The sequence below is a fragment of the Streptomyces sp. AK010 genome (assembly GCF_014207295.1).
Classification (GTDB): Bacteria; Actinomycetota; Actinomycetes; order Streptomycetales; family Streptomycetaceae; genus Streptomyces; species Streptomyces massasporeus.
Map to the genome: position 1 here is coordinate 87164 of NZ_JACHCX010000012.1, position 17259 is coordinate 104422.

The 17259-nt window shown below is 71.0% G+C and carries 16 protein-coding genes and 1 pseudogene; 7 read left to right on the top strand and 10 right to left on the bottom strand.

The genetic code is table 11. The annotated features are described in order from the left end of the window. Positions 1-11 precede the first annotated feature (11 nt). Positions 12-371 carry an NADH-quinone oxidoreductase subunit A gene (locus HDC93_RS22870; RefSeq protein ID WP_003974383.1) on the bottom strand — a complete coding sequence of 120 codons (360 nt, stop codon included), beginning with the start codon at positions 369-371 and terminating at the stop codon, positions 12-14. A 763-nt stretch (positions 372-1134) separates the two neighbouring features. Here HDC93_RS22870 and HDC93_RS22875 point away from each other — a divergent pair. Further along, positions 1135-1965 carry a C40 family peptidase gene (locus tag HDC93_RS22875; RefSeq protein WP_185012720.1) on the top strand — a complete coding sequence of 277 codons (831 nt, stop codon included), beginning with the start codon at positions 1135-1137 and terminating at the stop codon, positions 1963-1965. Positions 1966-2481: 516 nt separating this feature from the next. Here the strand turns inward: HDC93_RS22875 and HDC93_RS22880 are convergent. Further along, positions 2482-3774, bottom strand: a complete 1293-nt coding sequence (locus HDC93_RS22880; protein ID WP_185012721.1) for a geranylgeranyl reductase family protein — start codon at positions 3772-3774, stop codon at positions 2482-2484. A gap of 100 nt (positions 3775-3874) precedes the next feature. Between HDC93_RS22880 and HDC93_RS22885 the strand changes: the two genes are divergently transcribed. Then, positions 3875-4399, top strand: coding sequence for a GNAT family N-acetyltransferase (locus HDC93_RS22885; protein ID WP_185012722.1), 525 nt, complete (start codon positions 3875-3877; stop codon positions 4397-4399). Positions 4400-4509: 110 nt separating this feature from the next. Beyond that, positions 4510-4821, top strand: a complete 312-nt coding sequence (locus HDC93_RS22890) for a PASTA domain-containing protein (RefSeq protein WP_185012850.1) — start codon at positions 4510-4512, stop codon at positions 4819-4821. Positions 4822-4860: 39 nt separating this feature from the next. Here HDC93_RS22890 and HDC93_RS22895 read toward each other — a convergent pair whose 3' ends face one another. Together HDC93_RS22895 and HDC93_RS22900 are read right to left on the bottom strand one after the other, a co-directional pair. Continuing rightward, entirely contained in the window at positions 4861-5556 is a 696-nt protein-coding gene (locus HDC93_RS22895) for a demethylmenaquinone methyltransferase (RefSeq protein WP_185012723.1), read from the bottom strand. Further along, positions 5553-5834, bottom strand: a pseudogene (locus HDC93_RS22900) (acyltransferase); the annotation flags it as partial. The pseudogene HDC93_RS22900 and the gene HDC93_RS22895, both read right to left, overlap by 4 nt. Positions 5835-5995: 161 nt before the next feature. Between HDC93_RS22900 and HDC93_RS22905 the strand changes: the two are divergent. Further along, the gene (locus HDC93_RS22905) at positions 5996-7027 is read left to right on the top strand and encodes a chitinase (protein ID WP_185012724.1); all 1032 of its coding nucleotides are present in this window, start codon (positions 5996-5998) and stop codon (positions 7025-7027) included. A 242-nt stretch (positions 7028-7269) separates the two neighbouring features. On the opposite strand, the gene HDC93_RS22910 is transcribed toward HDC93_RS22905, so the two are convergent. The 5 genes from HDC93_RS22910 to HDC93_RS22930 all read right to left on the bottom strand — a co-directional run bounded on the left by HDC93_RS22910 (position 7270) and on the right by HDC93_RS22930 (position 13991). Continuing rightward, positions 7270-7947, bottom strand: coding sequence for an imidazolonepropionase-like domain-containing protein (locus HDC93_RS22910; RefSeq protein ID WP_185012725.1), 678 nt, complete (start codon positions 7945-7947; stop codon positions 7270-7272). Positions 7948-7954: 7 nt separating this feature from the next. Then, positions 7955-9154: a cyclic dehypoxanthinyl futalosine synthase gene (mqnC, locus tag HDC93_RS22915; protein WP_185012726.1), complete on the bottom strand. Its 1200-nt coding sequence runs from the start codon at positions 9152-9154 to the stop codon at positions 7955-7957. Between the two features lie 70 nt (positions 9155-9224). Then, complete coding sequence (locus tag HDC93_RS22920; protein WP_260419710.1) at positions 9225-10322, bottom strand: CPBP family intramembrane glutamic endopeptidase; 1098 nt, start codon at positions 10320-10322, stop codon at positions 9225-9227. Between the two features lie 25 nt (positions 10323-10347). Next, entirely contained in the window at positions 10348-11076 is a 729-nt protein-coding gene (locus tag HDC93_RS22925) for an A24 family peptidase (protein WP_185012727.1), read from the bottom strand. After that, a complete protein-coding gene (locus HDC93_RS22930) occupies positions 11073-13991 on the bottom strand; it encodes a BTAD domain-containing putative transcriptional regulator (protein WP_398986056.1) in 2919 nt (972 codons plus the stop codon). Before HDC93_RS22930 ends, HDC93_RS22925 begins: the two co-directional genes overlap by 4 nt. A 429-nt stretch (positions 13992-14420) precedes the next feature. Here HDC93_RS22930 and HDC93_RS22935 point away from each other — a divergent pair, with 429 nt between their 5' ends. The 3 genes from HDC93_RS22935 to HDC93_RS22945 are packed head-to-tail and all read left to right on the top strand — an operon-like array spanning position 14421 to position 16821. Then, positions 14421-15068: a hypothetical protein gene (locus tag HDC93_RS22935; protein ID WP_185012729.1), complete on the top strand. Its 648-nt coding sequence runs from the start codon at positions 14421-14423 to the stop codon at positions 15066-15068. Beyond that, positions 15068-16150, top strand: coding sequence for a hypothetical protein (locus HDC93_RS22940; RefSeq protein ID WP_185012852.1), 1083 nt, complete (start codon positions 15068-15070; stop codon positions 16148-16150). Before HDC93_RS22935 ends, HDC93_RS22940 begins: the two co-directional genes overlap by 1 nt. Positions 16151-16170: 20 nt before the next feature. After that, a complete protein-coding gene (locus HDC93_RS22945; protein ID WP_185012730.1) occupies positions 16171-16821 on the top strand; it encodes a hypothetical protein in 651 nt (216 codons plus the stop codon). A gap of 124 nt (positions 16822-16945) precedes the next feature. Here the strand turns inward: HDC93_RS22945 and HDC93_RS22950 are convergent, their stop codons facing one another. After that, positions 16946-17083: a hypothetical protein gene (locus HDC93_RS22950; protein WP_185012731.1), complete on the bottom strand. Its 138-nt coding sequence runs from the start codon at positions 17081-17083 to the stop codon at positions 16946-16948. Positions 17084-17259: the final 176 nt, after the last annotated feature.

Here is a 17259-nt window from a genome sequence, read left to right on the forward strand (position 1 = left end):
CGTGTGGCCCCTCAGTCCCATTCCAGGCCGCCGCGCCGCCATACGTACGCGTACGCGACGAAGACGGTGAGCACGAAGAGCAGCATCTCCACGAGCCCGAAGATCCCCAGGGCGTCGAAGGTGACGGCCCAGGGGTAGAGGAAGACGATCTCGATATCGAAAATGATGAAGAGCATCGCCGTCAGGTAGTACTTGATGGGGAAGCGCCCACCGCCGGCCGGCGTGGGGGTCGGCTCGATACCGCACTCGTAGGCCTCGAGCTTGGCCCGGTTGTACCGCTTGGGCCCGATCAACGTGGCCATGACCACGGAGAAGATCGCAAAGCCTGCCCCGAGGGCTCCCAGTACGAGGATGGGCGCATAAGCGTTCACCGCTCCTCGCTCCTCTCAGTCGGCACTGACTGCATGGGGGTCCCCCCTGGTCGAGCGAAGCCGAGACCTAGGGGGAGGTTTGCGTCGGGCTCACTTCCACCCCACCTGTCCCTCGAACCCCGCCCGCCCCGGCGAAGATCGGGAACATGTGAAGCAGGTCACAAGCCCAACCGCGTGCATCTTATGCCCGACGCTCTGTGATCTGCGACACGGGGTATTACTCAACCTTTGTGATCTCCACCACCTGACGATCGATCATGAAGTCGGATGAGCGGTGATCTTCACACGCGAAGCGTCCGAGTGATCACGAGAGGTGACATTTTGGCTCGTCAGTGCAGGCCGGAGGGGTCGTCTCAATATCAAGAGGGTTCCCTTGCATGCAAATTGGCGGAGGACTTGATCTCTTGGTAGAGGCGCGTTCACACATCAGGGGGCATGCGAGGCGGAGTGTGGACGCGTGCACGCGTTCACGATCTTCGCGAGGTCGTGACCCCGTCGTGATCTGCGCACCGGGACGCGACCGGCAGGGCAGCCGTTCCGTGACCTCCGTCACAAGCATGGGAGATCCATGAGAACGGGGCTTGGCCAATCAAACCAACCGATGGTAGGCGCGGGGCAATTCGGGCGTATTGATCAAACAGCGTGATCACAGGCCGATCACGAGCAGCCCGCAATGTCCGTTATGGCGTCAATAAAGGGGCTCACCGAGGGGTTTTGAGGCCCCGGATGAACAACTGTGGCGCAGCACACGTTTCTTGAAGATATGAAGGAGCCCCTGGTACCGGTTGTTCCCATGTCCCACACCGCTCACATACGCAGCCACCGGAAACCCCGCCGCAGCGCGACCTCTTCGATCGCCGTGCGTGCCGGAGTTGCCGGTGGCGTTCTCAGCATGGCAGCGGCGGGTGCGTCGGCCTCTGCGAGCGCCGCCGAGCCGGTGACGCAGACCATCGAACTGCCCACCCTGACGGCCGACCTGTCCGCTCAGGTCGCCCAGTCCGCGGCCGCTACCCAGCAGGCAGCCGCGAACTACGAACTGCGCGCCGAGCGTGACGCGGCCGCCGCCAAGGCCGCCGCGGAAGCCAAGAAGGACCTCGCCGCGGCGAAGAAGGCCGAGGCCAGGAAGAAGGCCGCCGAGGCCGCCCGCAAGGCCGCCGCCGAGCGCGCCACGCGCAGCGCCGAGCGCAGCACCCTCTCCGCCTCCGCGTCCACCTCGACCTCCGTGTCGGCGCCCGCCAGCGGCAGCGTCGCGACGGTCATCGCGTTCCTCAAGGCCCAGGTGGGTGACGCCTACGTCATGGGCGCCACCGGTCCCAACGCCTGGGACTGCTCCTCCCTCGTGCAGGCCGCGTACAAGCAGGTTGGTGTGGATCTGCCGCGCGTCTCGCAGGACCAGTCGATGGCCGGCACGGACGTGCCGCTGTCCAGCGTTCAGGTCGGCGACATCCTGTACTGGGGCGGCAAGGGCTCCGCGTACCACGTGGGTGTCTACATCGGGGACGGCCAGTACCTGGACGCGGCCAACCCGTCCAAGGGCGTCGTCATCCAGGACCTGTCGGGCTACCCGGCGTCGGGCGCGGTGCGCGTCCTGTGACGTCACGCGCCGTCTGACACATCCGTACGTTCGGGCTCGAGGGCCGTTGCCGCAGCGAGGCATCGGCCCTCCCGGCCTGTCCGGGGCCGTCCAGCCCCGTGACCCCCTCGGCCCGGCTCCGGGCCGCTCCAGGGGCCTTCAGGGCCCTTCTGGGGGCCACCCGGTATCGCGGCCCGCCTGTGCACTCCCGTCACTCCGGCATCTTGCGCCCGAATTGTCACGGCCTGGCCGGGTGTTGACGTCGCGCCGATCACCGCGCCGGACAGCCCTGTCCGGACCGCCTCTCCGCACGGGAGCGCAAAGCCGTGCTGCGGCGCCGCAGCACGGCGGACCGGCGGGAGTCGGTGTACGCCCGCCCGGGAGTACCTCACCGAGGGCCTGGAGCAGGCGCACGACGGCGACGGACGGCACGGCGGCAGCGGCGGAGACCGTGCGGCGCAAGCGTCGGACGCTCGTCAACGCCGCGAACTGCGCCGTCGACCTGGGACCGCCGTCGTCGCGGTGCCGAACCCCCGGTCAGGCCTTCGGGGCCACCCTGCTCAGTCCGTTGATGATGCGGTCCATCGCGTCGCCGCCCGTCGGGTCGGTGAGGTTCGCGAGGAGCTTCAGGGTGAACTTCATCAGCATCGGGTGCGTGAGACCCCGCTGGGCCGCGATCTGCATGACCTTCGGGTTGCCGATGAGCTTCACGAAGGCGCGGCCGAGCGTGTAGTAGCCGCCGTAGGTGTCCTTCAGGACGCGCGGGTAGCGCTGAAGGGCCAGTTCGCGGCTCGCCGGGGTCGGCCGGGCGTGGGCCTGGACGATGACGTCGGCGGCGATCCGGCCGGACTCCATGGCGTAGGCGATGCCCTCGCCGTTGAAGGGGTTCACCAGGCCGCCGGCGTCGCCGACGAGCAGCAGGCCCTTGGTGTAGTGCGGCTGGCGGTTGAAGGCCATGGGAAGCGCGGCGCCGCGGATCGGGCCGGTCATGTTGTCGGGGGTGTAGCCCCAGTCCTCCGGCATGGACGCGCACCAGGCCTTCAGGACCTCGCGCCAGTCCAGCTCCTTGAAGGAGTCGGAGGTGTTGAGGACGCCGAGGCCGACGTTCGACGTGCCGTCGCCCATGCCGAAGATCCAGCCGTAGCCGGGCAGCAGGCGGTCCTCGGCGCCGCGGCGGTCCCACAGCTCCAGCCAGGACTCCAGGTAGTCGTCCTCGTGGCGCGGGCTGGTGAAGTACGTGCGCACGGCCACGCCCATCGGGCGGTCCTCGCGGCGGTGCAGGCCCATCGCCAGGGACAGCCGGGTGGAGTTGCCGTCGGCGGCCACGACGAGCGGCGCCCGGAAGGTGACCTCGCGCTTCTCCTCACCGAGCTTGGCGTGCACCCCGGTGATGCGGCCCGTGCGCTCGTCCAGGACCGGCGCGCCCACGTTGCACCGCTCGAAGAGCCGGGCACCGGCCTTCTGGGCGTTCCGGGCGAGCTGCTCGTCGAAGTCGTCGCGCTTGCGGACGAGGCCGTAGTCCGGGAAGGAGGCGAGATCCGGCCAGTCGAGCTGGAGCCGCACCCCGCCGCCGATGATGCGCAGGCCCTTGTTGCGCAGCCAGCCGGCCTCTTCCGAGATGTCGATGCCCATCGCCACCAGCTGCTTGACGGCACGCGGGGTGAGGCCGTCGCCGCAGACCTTCTCGCGGGGGAACTCGGTCTTCTCCAGCAGGAGGACGTCGAGTCCGGCCTTGGCGAGGTGGTAGGCGGTGGTGGAGCCGGCCGGCCCCGCGCCCACGACGATCACATCGGCGGTGTTCTCGGAGAGGGGCTCGGTCACGACGGTCACGGCGGGATCTCCCCAAGTTCGTCAATCTTGCGTGCCGACCGGCACTGGACATGGGCAGTCTATGCAGCAGCATTCATCACCCGGCTGAAGGGCTGCCTCCGTGAACCGAGTTCTCCCCGCTGTGCGGCTTCGCGTCCCCACCCACGAGGACGCGTTCGCCTGGCACCGGATCTTCGACGACCCGGACGTCATGGAGTACCAGGGCGGCAGGGCCGCGGAACTCTCGGTGTACGAGGAGCTCACCGCCCGCCAGCGCCGGCACGACGCGGAGCTCGGCTTCTGCCTGTGGACCGTGCTCGACGAGTCGGGGCAGGTCATCGGCTTCACCGGCGCCCAGCCGTGGGAGCGGTCCTGGGGCCCGGCCGGCGAGATCGAGATCGGCTGGCGGCTGGGCCGGGAGCACTGGGGCAAGGGCTACGTCACCGCGGCCGCGCGGCAGACGCTGGAGCGGATGCGGGCCAGTGGCGTCCCGGGCGTCGTCGCGATGGTCGACGCCCGCAACAGCCGGTCCATCGCGGTGACCCAGCGTCTTGGGATGCGCCTCGCCGAGACGTTCACGACCCCGGCCTCGCAGCGGGCGGGGCACTGCTACCGCCTCGATCTCCGGACGGTTTACGGAGAGTAGTCGACTGTCACAGACCGGCATCGGTCGCTTCCGGTCGGTACGGGGCGGGAGTTACCCTTCCTGTACCGCTGGGGGTGACATCGGTGCAGATATCCCGCAAGACACCCGAAGTGCGCGTACCGCGTCTGGTCGGCCTGATGGCCGTGGACGCGAGGGAGACGGCCCGGGCGCAGGGCCTCCTCCTCAACGCACCGGACCGGCCCGAGTTCCCTCTCGCCGTCGTCGACTACGTCGTACGCCAGTATCCGCAGCCCGGTGCCGAGGTGCCGCGGGACTCGATGGTCTACGTGTGGTTCGACTTCGGTCCCGGTGAGGGCGGCGGGGGCGTGCACGAACCGCGGATCCCGCGTCCGCCCAGGGGCGGTCTCCAGCGCGAGCTGGACGAGCCGGGCGACCCCTACATGGTCCTCAGCTCGCCCTAGGACCGAGTGGCCCCGGCCCGCGGCCGACGGGCCCCGGCCTCACTCGGCCTTGAAGCCCCGGTGCAGGGCGACGATGCCGCCGCTCAGGTTGCGCCAGGCCACCCGCGACCAGCCGGCCTTGCCCAGCCGCTCGGCGAGGGCGGGCTGGTCGGGCCAGGCGCGGATGGACTCGGCGAGGTAGACGTAGGCGTCGGGGCTGGAGGACACGGCCCGGGCGACCGGCGGCAGGGCGCGCATCAGGTACTCGGTGTACACCGTGCGCAACGGCGCCCACGTCGGGTGCGAGAACTCGCAGATCACGATCCGCCCGCCGGGCCGGGTCACCCGGAGCATCTCGCGCAGGCCCGCGTCCGTGTCCTGCACGTTGCGCAGGCCGAAGGAGATGGTGACGGCGTCGAAGGTGTCGTCCTTGAACGGGAGCCGCGTCGCGTCGCCGGCGGTGTACGGCAGCCAGGGCTGCCGCTGCTTGCCGACCTGGAGCATGCCCTGGGAGAAGTCGCAGGGGACGACGTAGGCGCCGGTGCGGGCGAAGGGCAGCGAGGAGGTGCCCGTGCCCGCCGCCAAGTCGAGGATCTTCTGGGCGGGGCGCGCGTCGACCGCCTTGGCGACCTCCTTGCGCCATCGCCGGTCCTGGCCGAGGGACAGCACGTCGTTGGTCAGGTCGTACCGTTCCGCCACGCCGTCGAACATCGAGGCGACTTCGTGCGGCTGCTTGTCCAGGGATGCGCGGGTCACGGGCCCATTCTTGCAGCACCCCCTCCGGGCAGGAGCCGCGGCTGCTCGCGAGCCGCCACGTCCTCGACCCAGGCGCACAGCAGCACGAACACCGCGATCGGCACCCAGCCCACGCCGAGCATGAACCACTGGCTGTCCAGCGGAAGGTACGCCTCGAAGGCGGGCACGTCCCAGAAGCGGTCGATCAGCGGTACGGCGGGGACAAGCGCGATCTCGTGCCAGAGGCAGATCGTCACGGCCCGCGCGTTGAAGACGGTCACGAGCCGGTCCAGCCGCCGCAGAGAGCCCCATGAGAAACGACGGAAGCCGTCCCTTCTCTGAGAGTTCTCGGGAATGCCCGCGGAACTCGCCGCGCGCAACCGACATCGTGAGACGTTTGCTGCCTGGAAACGTACTTCCTGTCCCACCCCCTGTCCTCACGAGAACGGGAGCGCACGTCATGAGGAGTTACCGGAAACCGGCGGCGGCCGGGCTGGGCTGTCTGTTCGCCCTCGCCACCGCCGCATGCTCCGGGCAGGGCGACGCGGCCCCTCCGGCCTCCGAGGCCCCCACGTCCGCCACGTCTCCCCCGTCTCCCGCAGTGCCGGCCGCGGCCGGCACCTCGTACGCCCCGTACCTCAGTGCCACCGAGGCCGCCGGCACCGACACCGCCGGCTCCCCCACGACGTACAACCTGGCGTTCGTCATAGCCGACGGCGACGACTGCACCCCGCGCTGGAACGGCACGCACGCGCTCGGCGACGCGACGGTCACGTCCCGGATCACGAAGCTCAAGGCGGACGGCGGCCGGGTCCGGGTCTCCTTCGGCGGCGCCTCCGGCAAGGAACTCGCGGCGAATTGCGACAGTGCCGCGGATTTGGCGAAGGCGTACGGCAAGGCCCTGGACGCGGCCGGCACCACCCTCGCCGACTTCGACATCGAGGGCGACGAGCTCTCCGACTCCGCCTCCGTCGCCCTGCGTTCGAAGGCGCTCGCGCGGTTGCAGAGGGAACGGACCGGCCTGGAGGTCTCGTTCACGCTGCCGGTGATGCCCTCGGGCCTGGACAAGGACGGCCTGGCGCTGCTCGGCTCCGCCAACGACAACGGCGTGCAGGTCTCCACCGTCAACCTCATGACGATGAACTACGGCTCCTCTTACGACGGTGACATGGGCGGCTACGCCCTCACGTCCGCCGAGGCCGCGCACTCCCAGCTGAAGAAGGTCTTCGGCACCTCGGACGCGACCGCTTGGCAGGGCATGGCGCTCACCTCGATGATCGGCGTCAACGACGTCGAGAACGAGACCTTCACGCTCGGGGACGCCGCCGAGGTGCGGGCGTTCGCCGAGGAGAAGGGCATCGCCTGGGTGTCGATGTGGTCGACGGCCCGGGACCGGCAGTGCGCGGACGGCTCCAAGCCGACGGAGGCGGCGACGGATTGCAGCGGGGTGACGCAGGGGCCGGGGGCCTTCGGGAAGGCCTTCGCGGGCTGACGCGAGGGGTGTTCGGCAAGAGGCTCGCGGGGGGGGTAGGGGGCTCGCGGCTGACGCCGGGGGGGGGCAAAGGAGGCGGGGCTGACGCCGGGGGGCAAAGGAGGCGGGGCTGACGCCGGGGGGCAAAGGAGGCGGGGCTGACACCGGGGGGCAAAGGAGGCAGGGCACGCCGGGGGGCAAGGGAGGCGGGGCTGACGCGGGAGGGGCGGCAAGGGCCTCGCGGCCGACCCGAGCGCCCGGGGTCAGCGGGCCCGGTACACCAGCCGGCCGGCCAGCACGGTCGCCACACAGGTCCCCGCGCCGCGCTCACGCAGGGCCGCCTCGTCGGGCACGTCGAACACGGCCAGGTCGGCCCGGCCGCCGATGGTCAGCGGGCCGTGGACCGTGCCGGGGAGGTCGTACCCCTCCGCGAACGGGTCGAGGTCGGGCCGCTCGCCGAGCAGCGTGCCGGGAGCTCCTGTGGTCCCCACGACGGTCAGCCCGGAGCGGGCGACGGCCGTGGCCACCAGCGGATCGCGGAAGCGGGCGCCGGGTGAGGCGACCGCGGTCGTGCCGTAGCGCAGCATCCGCTGCACACCGCGCCGCACGCTGCCTGACCAGCGGGTCTCGGTGAGGCCGCCCAGGGCGGCCAGCCGCTCGCCCCACAGGGGCTGTTCGCCCAGCTCATCGGCTTCACGCGGGTCCGGGTGGTAGCAGTGGCGCAGCAGCCACAGCGGGTGCCACTGGCGCAGCCCCGGGGTGAGCACGCCGGGCCAGCGCCGCACCCGCGCGCCGGGCGCGTCCTCGGCGGCCTCGTCGTAGGGCCCCACGGCCGTGATCCGGTCGCCGTCGACCACGACGGCGCCGTCCACGACGGGTGCGTCCGTGCCGGATGCCGCACCCGCCGGGAGGACCAGCGGGGCGGCGTGAATCGTCAGCACGGTCGGGTCAGTTGGGCGCCAGCAGCTTCAGCTCGGGGTGAGCCGTGCCGCCCTCGATGGCCGTGGAGGAGATGTGCGAGACGACGCGGTCGTCGACCGGGTCGTTCGCGGGGTCGTCGTGGACGACGAGGTGCTCGTAGGTGGTCGCGCGCTGGGCGGGCACCCGGCCCGCCTTCCGGATCAGATCGATGATCTCCATCCGGTTGGACCGGTGCTTGGCACCGGCCGACGACACCACGTTCTCCTCCAGCATGATCGAGCCGAGGTCGTCGGCGCCGTAGTGCAGGGAGAGCTGCCCGACCTCCTTGCCCGTGGTCAGCCACGAGCCCTGGATGTGGGCGATGTTGTCCATGAACAGCCGCGCGATGGCGATCATCCGCAGGTACTCGAAGAGCGTCGCCTGCGTGCGGCCCTTCAGGTGGTTGTTCTCGGGCTGGTAGGTGTACGGGATGAAGGCGCGGAAGCCGCCCGTGCGGTCCTGGACGTCCCGGATCATCCGCAGGTGCTCGATGCGCTCGGCGTTGGTCTCGCCGGTGCCCATCAGCATGGTGGAGGTGGATTCCACGCCCAGGTTGTGCGCGATCTCCATGATCTCCAGCCAGCGCTCGCCGGACTCCTTCAGCGGGGCGATGGCCTTGCGGGGCCGCTCGGGCAGCAGCTCGGCACCGGCACCGGCGAAGGAGTCGAGGCCGGCGGTGTGGATGCGCTGGATGGCCTCCTCCACGCCCACCTGGGAGATGCGGGCCATGTGCGCGACCTCGGAGGCGCCCAGCGAGTGGATCACCAGCTGGGGGAAGGCGTCCTTGATCGCCTTGAAGTGCTTCTCGTAGTACTCGACGCCGTAGTCCGGGTGGTGCCCGCCCTGGAACATGATCTGCGTGCCGCCCAGCTCGACGGTCTCCGCGCAGCGGCGCAGGATGTCGTCCAGGTCACGCGTCCAGCCCTTGTCCGTGGCCTTCGGCGGGGCGTAGAACGCGCAGAACTTGCACGCCGTGACGCACACGTTCGTGTAGTTGATGTTGCGCTCGATGATGTACGTCGCGATGTGCTCGGTCCCGGCGTACCGGCGGCGGCGTACGGCGTCGGCGGCGGCGCCCAGCGCGTGCAGCGGGGCGTCCCGGTACAGCACGAGTGCCTCGTCCGGGGTGATCCGCCCACCGGCGGCTGCGCGGTCGAGGATGGGCTGAAGGTCGGCCTTCTCGGTCACCGGGCGTCCCTTTCGTAAGGGTTGTGGACGGACCAGCCCAGCGTACGCCAGGGGTTCGGCGGGCTGGACGTCAGGCCGTGCGGGCGGGGCCGGGGTGGTCGGGGTGCGCAGGGTGGTCGGGGTGCGCAGGGTGGTCGGGGTGCGCGGGCTGTCCGGGGCGTCCGGGATGGTCGGGGCGTCCGGGATGGTCGGGGTGTCCGGAGTACGGGGTGGGCGGCGGCGCCGGGGACGACAGGCGCTGCGGCTTGTGACGCCGGGCGAGCCACAGCACGAGCGCGGCGTAGAGCAGGTCGGTGACCACGGCGGCGAGGGCCAGCGGCCAGGGGGCGTCGGCCGCGGTCTCGTCCGACGACAGTCCGTCGACGACCGCGGCGGAGACGCCGAAGGCCAGCAGATTGTTCAGGACGTGCAGCGCGATCGCCGCTTCCAGCCCGCCGGTGCGGATCGTGAGCAGCCCCGCCACCAGGCCGTTCACGAGCAGTCCGAGGAAGCCCCACCGGGTGCCCCAGCCGTGGGCGGCGGCGAACAGCACGGCCTGCGGGAGCACGGCGAACCACGGGGAGCGCACGAACGCCCCGACCGCCTGGAGCAGCCAGCCCCGGAACACGTACTCCTCGGCCGCGGCCTGCAGCGGCACGAGGACGGCCAGCACGGCCAGGGCCGCGAGGAAGGAGCTCCACCCCACCCAGGTGTCGGACTCGCCCGAGTCGCCCGGCAGGAAGAAGGCGATCACCGTGAGCAGGAGGATGGGCGGCAGCCCGGCCAGCAGACACCATCCGAGCCAGCCGGTCCGCAGCCGTCCGGCGACCGACGTGACGGTCCCGGCGGCCCGTCTCGCCGGCCACAGCGTGGCCAGCAGCACCAGGGGCAGGGCTATCGCGAGGGACACCAGATCCATCGCCGTGTTCCCGAGCGGCCCTAAGTCGACACCTCCGTCGGGCAGTTCCGGCGCGCCGAGCACCGTTCCCAGACCGTAGGTGACGGCCAGCAGCACGAGCAGGAGCACGACGTAGGCGAGACTCATCAGCACGGTGCCGACCAGCGGCCGCCACCAGCGGTGACGTCCTGTGGTGCGGTCCAGGCGGTGGTACGGGTGAGGGGTGGGGTCGGGGGGCGGGGCCGCGGGGAACGGGGACGGGGCGGTGGGGTACGGAGGCATGTTTGTCATGATCACAAGCATGACGGGCCCCGGGTCAGGCCGTGTAGGAACCCACCAGTAGCCCCAGGAACGCGCCTGCGATCAGGAACGGGCCGAAGGGGATCGCTGTCTTGCGGGTGGCTCGTCGGGTGACGACCAGGGCGGCGCCGTACAGGGCGCCCAGGAGGAAGCCGGCGAAGGTGCCGAGCATGACCGTCGGCCAGCCGTACCAGCCGAGGGCCGCGCCGGTGCCGAGGGCGAGTTTGACGTCGCCGAAGCCCATGCCCGCGGGGTTGACGAGGAACAGGACGAAGTAGCCGCCGCCCAGCGCGAGGGAGCCGAGCAGGGCGGTCGTCCAGACGCCCGCGTGTTCGGGGACCAGGGCGGTGAGGCCGAGCAGGGCCAGGGCGGCACCGGCGAAGGGGAGGGTGAGCGGGTCGGGCAGGCGCCGGACGCGGAAGTCGACGACCGTGAGCAGCACGCCGACCGGGGCGAGCAGCAGCCAGACGCCGAGCTCGGGGCGGGTGCCGGTCGCGGCGGCGAGGACGGCGCAGACCAGGGCGGTGGCGATCACCAGGGAGGCCGTACCCGGCCCGTATCCGCGCTCCGCGCACTGCGGGCACGCCGCGCGCCCCAGCCAGCCCCTGAGGGCGTGCCCGCCGGGGCACTCCGCTCGCCACGCCTCACCCGAGGGAACCGAGAACCGGTAGGCCGCCCGCGGCAGCAGCGCTCCCGCCGCCGCGCCCCACAGCGCGGCGGCGACGACCAGCACCCGGACGCTCATCCCGTCGCGGCGATCGCGTCACGCCACGTCGGCAGCAGCTCGTCGAGCAGTGCCTCGGTGCGCGGCGGCAGCCCGCGGGCCCCGCTGCGGCCGATGAGGTCGGTGGCGAGTTCGGTCAGCCGCTCCGAGTCGCCGGTGGAGTGGGTCGCGCGCAGCAGCTCGTGCCACAGGCGCTCGTCGGCCGGAGCGGTACGCAGGGCCGCGTTCAGCGCCTCGATGGCCTTCTCCGCACGGTCCCGCTCCATGTGGAACTCGCACAGCGCGAGGCCCGTGTCCGCGACGAGCAGCGGCAGCTGGGCGTCGACGATCTCGTGGGTGAGCCACCGGTAGCGCCCTTCGGGCCGGTCGGCGAGCAGCGGCCCGCGCACCAGCACGAGCGCGTCGGTGAGCAGCCGCCCGCGCACGGCCCGGCTGCCGACACCCTTGCCCTGTGTGGCCTCGTGGTAGAGGGAGCGCAGCACGTCCAGGTCGGAGACGACGCTCTTGGCGAGGGTGAGCCGCCCGCTCGCGTCCCTGCCGAGGCGGGGCGTGCCGTCGGGGTCGGTGCCGAGCCAGATCCGCAGCCGGTCGAGCAGCGCGCTGCGCACGTCGTCGGTGACGCCGCGCGGCCACAGCGCGGAGGACAGCACCCGCGGGTGGACGCCCTCGCGGTGCAGGAGCAGGAGGGCGAGCGCCTCGTGCAGCAGCGCGCTGCGCTCCCCGTCCGGGGTGTCCAGGCCGATGATCTCGTACGGTCCGACCAGCCGCGCGTACACGGCCGGACGCCCCTGCTCGCTGATGTCGACGAGGAACGGCGGCGTGGTCGCGGGCCCGTCGTTCCCGCGCTCCGGGTCGGCCTCGACGAACAGCTCGACCACGGCCCGCCGCTGGGCCACCGGCAGCAACTGCGCGTCGAGTTCGAGCCCGAGGAGCGGCGCGAGCAGCTTGCCCTCGCCGGTGATCTCCATCTCCCAGGCGGCGCCCGGCAGATCGCCGGTCTCGGTGCCGACGAGGTAGCCGATGCCGAGCCGGCTCGCGTCGGCGGCCAGTTCGGCGAGGGTGACGGCGTCCTCGGCGGACGGCTGGGCGGCGAGCAGGACGAGGTGCGGGGCCCAACGGGTGTGCTGGGCGGGCCCGGTGCGCCCGGTGAGGACCGAGTCGTGCCCGGCGGCGCCCAGCGCTCCGCGCCGCTGCCGCGTCTCGGCCTCCATGGTCTCGACGAGCGCCTCGATGTCCTCGAGGTGCCGGATCCGGTTCGGGGCGAGCGGGGTGAGGTCCTCGCCGAACCCGACGAGCGTGATGGTCATGCGGTCGGACCAGCCGTTGGTCGCCAACTCGGCGGCGACGGACGCGAAGACGGCGGCCCGGTCGGCCTCCCGGCCGCTCAGCGACACGATGCCGGGCACGGCCTCCAGGTTGAGCAGCAGCCGCGAGTCGCCCATCGTGCCGAGGCTGACGAGACCCGGGTAGGGCGCGGCGGTGGCGACGTCCTCGTAGCGCTCGGCGTCGGTCCGGGACAGCATCCAGAACGTCTGGTCCTGGCCCTGCTGCCAGGGGGCCGGGGGCTTCCCGGCGGGCTGGGCGAGCTGGAGATGCAGGTCGCCGTTGCTGAGCCAGGCCGCGTAGACGACCGGCAGCGCGCGCGACTCCTCGGCGAGGGAGGCGGCGAGAGAGCGCAGGCCGCGGTCGAGCAGCCGTACGCCCTCGGGGTCGGCGCCGACGAGCAGCGCGTCCTGGACGTCCTGCGCGTCACCGCTCGGCGTGGGCGGCTCCATGCCGCGCCGCCCGCCGACGGCCCCGAAGGCCGACTGCCACAGCGCCTGTCGGCGCCGCCGCCCCAGGGCGCCGAGGAGACCGGCGGCGAGGAGGGGAGCGGTGAGGAGGGCTTCGGGGAGGCCGAAGGAGCTGTCGGACTCGGCGCCGACGGCGGTGGCCTGCTGGTGGCCGGTGTCGTGGGCGGGCCGCTGCTGGCCGGGGACGGACACCTGGGTGGCGCCGCCACCGGCGTGCTCGTGTCCGCCGCCCTGGGCACCGGAGCCGCCTCCGCCCCCAGCGCCGGAGCCGCCTCCGCCCTGGGCGTGGTCGCCGGTCTGGGCATAGTCGCCGATCTGCTGTTGCACGTCCGGCGGGACGTTGGGCGCCTCGTCGGGCATCTCCACGAGGTCGCCGCCGCGGGCGTCGCCCGGCATCTCCATGATCCAGCCGGGCCGGATGAGGCTGGCCTCGGAGAGCTTGGACCCGTCCGGCTGCACGCGGTCCTTGTTGAGCTCGAAGATCTCCTTGTAGCGGCGCCCGTCACCGAGGTGGCGTTGGGCTATCTCCCAGAGGGAGTCGTGGTGACGCCCCTCGGGCGGCTGGATCCGGTAGTACTTCGTGTCGCCCTGCTTGGCGGTGCTGCCGCCGGCGTCGGAGTGGGCGGCGGCGTGCGAGGCCTGCTCGGCGAGGGCCGCGGCGGCGCCGGAGGCCTGCTCCTGCTGCTGGGCGAAGATGCCCGGGGTGGCCTGGGCGGCCGCGACGGTCGGCTTCTGGTTGGCGTCGTAGCTGTTCCCGAGCTGCGACAGGCCGGGCGTGAAGCTGGCGGCGGTCGCGCCGACGAGCAGCAGCGCGGCGACGAGCTGGCGCGCCAGCAACTGACTCGGCCCCGCACCCGGCACCCGGCCCGGCACGCCGACGCCCGACAGCGCGGCCTTCATCTCCACGAGCACGCACGCCGTGAACTGCGCCCACGCCAGCCACACGATGACGGTGAGGATGTTCAGGAACGTGTGAACGGTGATCTCTTGCTGCAGCCAGTCGAAACTGGGCACCCCGTCCGGCAGCGGCCACCCGATCTGCGTGGCCAGCGCGCCCGGCACACCGACGAGCAGCACGGCCAGGGCGACGAAGGCGAAGAACGCCTTCACGAAGTCCCCGAACGACCGCCTGCGGATCCGCACGGGCTGCGGGGTCCGGTTCCGCGGGGCGGCCGTGGTCCCCGTCGTACTTCCCGACGTACTTCCCGTCGAGCTTGACGAGCTTGAGGTGCGGCGTCGCGGCATGGCGGGTGTCCTGGGGTCGAGTGTGGAGTGAGTCGAGTGAGGTGAGCCCGAGCTGTGACGTGAGGGGTGTGCTGAGCCTACAGAGATCTTATGGACTCTTATCGGGGTCGTCGAAGGGCGGATCGACGGATCCTCGTTGGCGTCCGATTTGCCCCTGCAGCCGGGAGCGCTTGCTGCTGCGACCGGTCGATCGGGAGCTCCTCCTTCGCAACTGCCACGCAGGCTCGTCACGTTCCCCACACAACCCCTCAAGGTCGTTCAGGGGGCACCACGGGCCACTGATAGCTTCGTTCTCTGTTGCACACACCGAACTTCGGGGGAGAAGCCGTGGCCCGCCGCGCACTGACCACCACAGCCGCCGTGCTCGCCACGACGGCGGCACTTCTGCTCACTGCGTGTGGCGGGGGCGACGACACGTCGTCGGACGACATCAAGGGAGCGGACGCGGGGTCGGGTCCGTCGGCTTCGGCCTCCGCATCGACGCCGTCCGGCGTCAAGCGCCCCGAGGTCACCCTCCCGAGCAGCTTCCGGTTGACCTTCGAGAACTGGACGAGCAGCGACCCGGACAAGCAGGCCGTACTCGACGACGGCAAGGAACAGCTCCGAGCCGGCTACGCGGCGATCATCGCGAACGAGCCCGACGGCGGTGACGCCCTCGCCTTCTACGACACGAAGGCCGGGCTCTCCGCGGACCGTGAGTGGATCAAGTCCTACACGGGCAAGAACGTCACCGTCATCGGCGAGCTCCCCGTCTTCGATCCCGAGGCCACCCTCTTCGCGGAGAAGACCAAGGCCCAGCTCAGGTACTGCACGGACGAGAGCAAGGCGCAGACCAGGAACCGCAAGTCGGGCGAGGTCACCGGAACTCCCTCGGGGACCGACCCCCATGTCGCCTACGTCGTCACGATGCAGAAGAACGAGCAGGGCGTGTGGCAGACCGTGTCCACGAACTCCGACAGGGGCGGTTGCTCCTGATGCCCCGGCACAACCGGATCCTGAGCAGCCTCACCGCCACGGCCCTGACGGTCGTTCTCTCCACCACGTCGGCTCATGCCATCGGCGTGGGAAACGACAAGAAGCCGTCCAGCGGGGACGACGCGACAGGAAACACGAGCAAGGACGGAACCCTGTCGGCGTCCGTCTCCAACATCCGGGTGACCTACCCGAGCGGTGGGGACGGAGGCGGCAAGAAGGGCAACCTCGGTACCGTCGACGCCGACTGGAAACCACCCGCCTGCTGGTACGAACCGGCCTTCACCGCCGGGCAACTCAAGAAGTTCGTGGACACGGACGGCGGCGGAGACGTCGGCATCCACGAATCCTGGATCGGCAAGGGCCTGTGGACCGACCACTACCGGGACGGCAAGCCGGCGGACAACTTCGATCTGCACTCGCCCGAGAACAGCGTCGCCGAGGGCTACAAGGACTACAACCTCGGCAAGGACGGCTACTTCTGGCGTGGCGTCGCCCCCAACCCCAGTGACGAGAGGTCCTGGGACTGCGGGCGCATCATGTTCTGGGTGGATGCGGGCGAGGTCCCGAACGACCCGAACTTCCCCACCCCGCAGACACTCGCCGAGTACGCCTACAACAAGGTCAAGGTCCCGGACACCGAGGTCGAACTGAAGCCGGCCGCGAAGTCCACGGTGAACCTTCCGACCTGGGTCTGGCTCGACAAAGGCACCTTCAAGGACGTCAAGGTCCGGGCCGCGTTGCCGAACACGGGTCTGTGGGCGGAGACCACGGCCAAGCCGGTCGCCCTGCACCTGGACCCCGGCACCGAGGACGCCGAGGTCTTCCCCGCCTCCGGCGACTGCGAGATCGACGACGACGGCTCCATCGGCACCCCGTACACCAAGGGCAACGCCGACAGGACGCCCCCGTGCGGCATCCGCTACCTCCGCGCGACCGACGGCACCCCCTACCAGCTCTCTGCCAGCGTCACCTGGCAGATCACCTGGGAAGGCTCCGACGGCACCGACGGCGACCTGCCCGACGGCACCTTCGAGACCACCCAGGACATGAACGTCCAGGAAATCCAGTCGATCAACCGCTGAGTGACCGAGGGAAATCAGCTGTGGCCCGCCGCGCACTGACCACCACTGCCGCAGCGTTCGCCACGACGGCGGCACTGCTTCTGACCGCCTGCGGCGGGGGCGGCGACTCGCCGTCGGACGACATCAAGGGCGCGGGCAACAGCTCCAGCAGCCCGTCGGCACCGACTTCGCCCTCCGCGGGGGCCGACGTCAAGCGCCCGGTGATCAAGCTCCCGAGCAGCTTCCAGCTGACCTTCGAGAACTGGACGAGCAGTGATCCGGTCGGGCAGGCGGTGCTGAACGACGCGAAGGAAGAAGTCCGGGCCGGCTACGCGGCGATCATCGCCGACGACCCGGACAGTGAAGCCGTCGCCTTCTACGACGCCGAGGGCGTCCGGCGGCAGACCAAGCAGTGGATCAAGTCCTACACGGACAAGGACCTCACCGGCATCGGCAAGCTGCCCGCCCTCGACCCCGAGGTCGTCATGGCCGAGAACGGCAGGGGTGCGGCCCTCACCTATTGCACGGACGAGACCGACGCGAAGACCAAGAACCGCGAGACCAGCAAGGTCGAGGGGAACCCGGCGGGCACAAACCCCTACGTGCGCTGCTCGCTCTCCCTGATGAAGAGCGAGCAGGGCGTGTGGCAGAACACCTCGGTGCGGGGTGAACGAGGGAAGTGCTCCAGGTGAGGGCGTCGCACCGAGCGATACCCCTGATCGCCACGTCACTGGTCGTGGCACTTCTGAGCTCGTCTCCGGCCGGTGCGTTCGGAGGCATGGGAAGCGGTGTGCGAGGCGGCGCCGACGACGGCGGTCAACTGACCGCCTCCGCCCAGCACTCCCGGATCAGGGTCACCCAGACGAGCGGCCCGACCGGCGGATAGCAGGGCACGCTCGCGTCGACGGACGTCAACTGGAAGCAGCCGTCGTGCTGGTACGAGCCCGTCTTCACTCCACGAGGAACCGCGGGACCGGCGAGATACGGGGAAGCCCGGGCACGGACCCCGAGGCCCTCTACGTGATCTCCATGGGCAAGAACGCCCAGGGTGTGTGGCAGGCAGTGTCCGCCCAGTCGGAGAGGGGTGGCTTCTGAGGGTGACGCCGGTGGGCGGCGCCGTAGTCGGTCAC

Coding starts and splice junctions, on each gene's coding strand:
- HDC93_RS22875 (WP_185012720.1), top strand. CDS start 1,135: ATGAAGGAGCCCCTGGTACCGGTTGTTCCCATGTCCCACACCGCTCAC.
- HDC93_RS22905 (WP_185012724.1), top strand. CDS start 5,996: ATGAGGAGTTACCGGAAACCGGCGGCGGCCGGGCTGGGCTGTCTGTTC.
- HDC93_RS22920 (WP_260419710.1), bottom strand. CDS start 10,322: ATGACAAACATGCCTCCGTACCCCACCGCCCCGTCCCCGTTCCCCGCG.
- HDC93_RS22925 (WP_185012727.1), bottom strand. CDS start 11,076: ATGAGCGTCCGGGTGCTGGTCGTCGCCGCCGCGCTGTGGGGCGCGGCG.
- HDC93_RS22940 (WP_185012852.1), top strand. CDS start 15,068: ATGCCCCGGCACAACCGGATCCTGAGCAGCCTCACCGCCACGGCCCTG.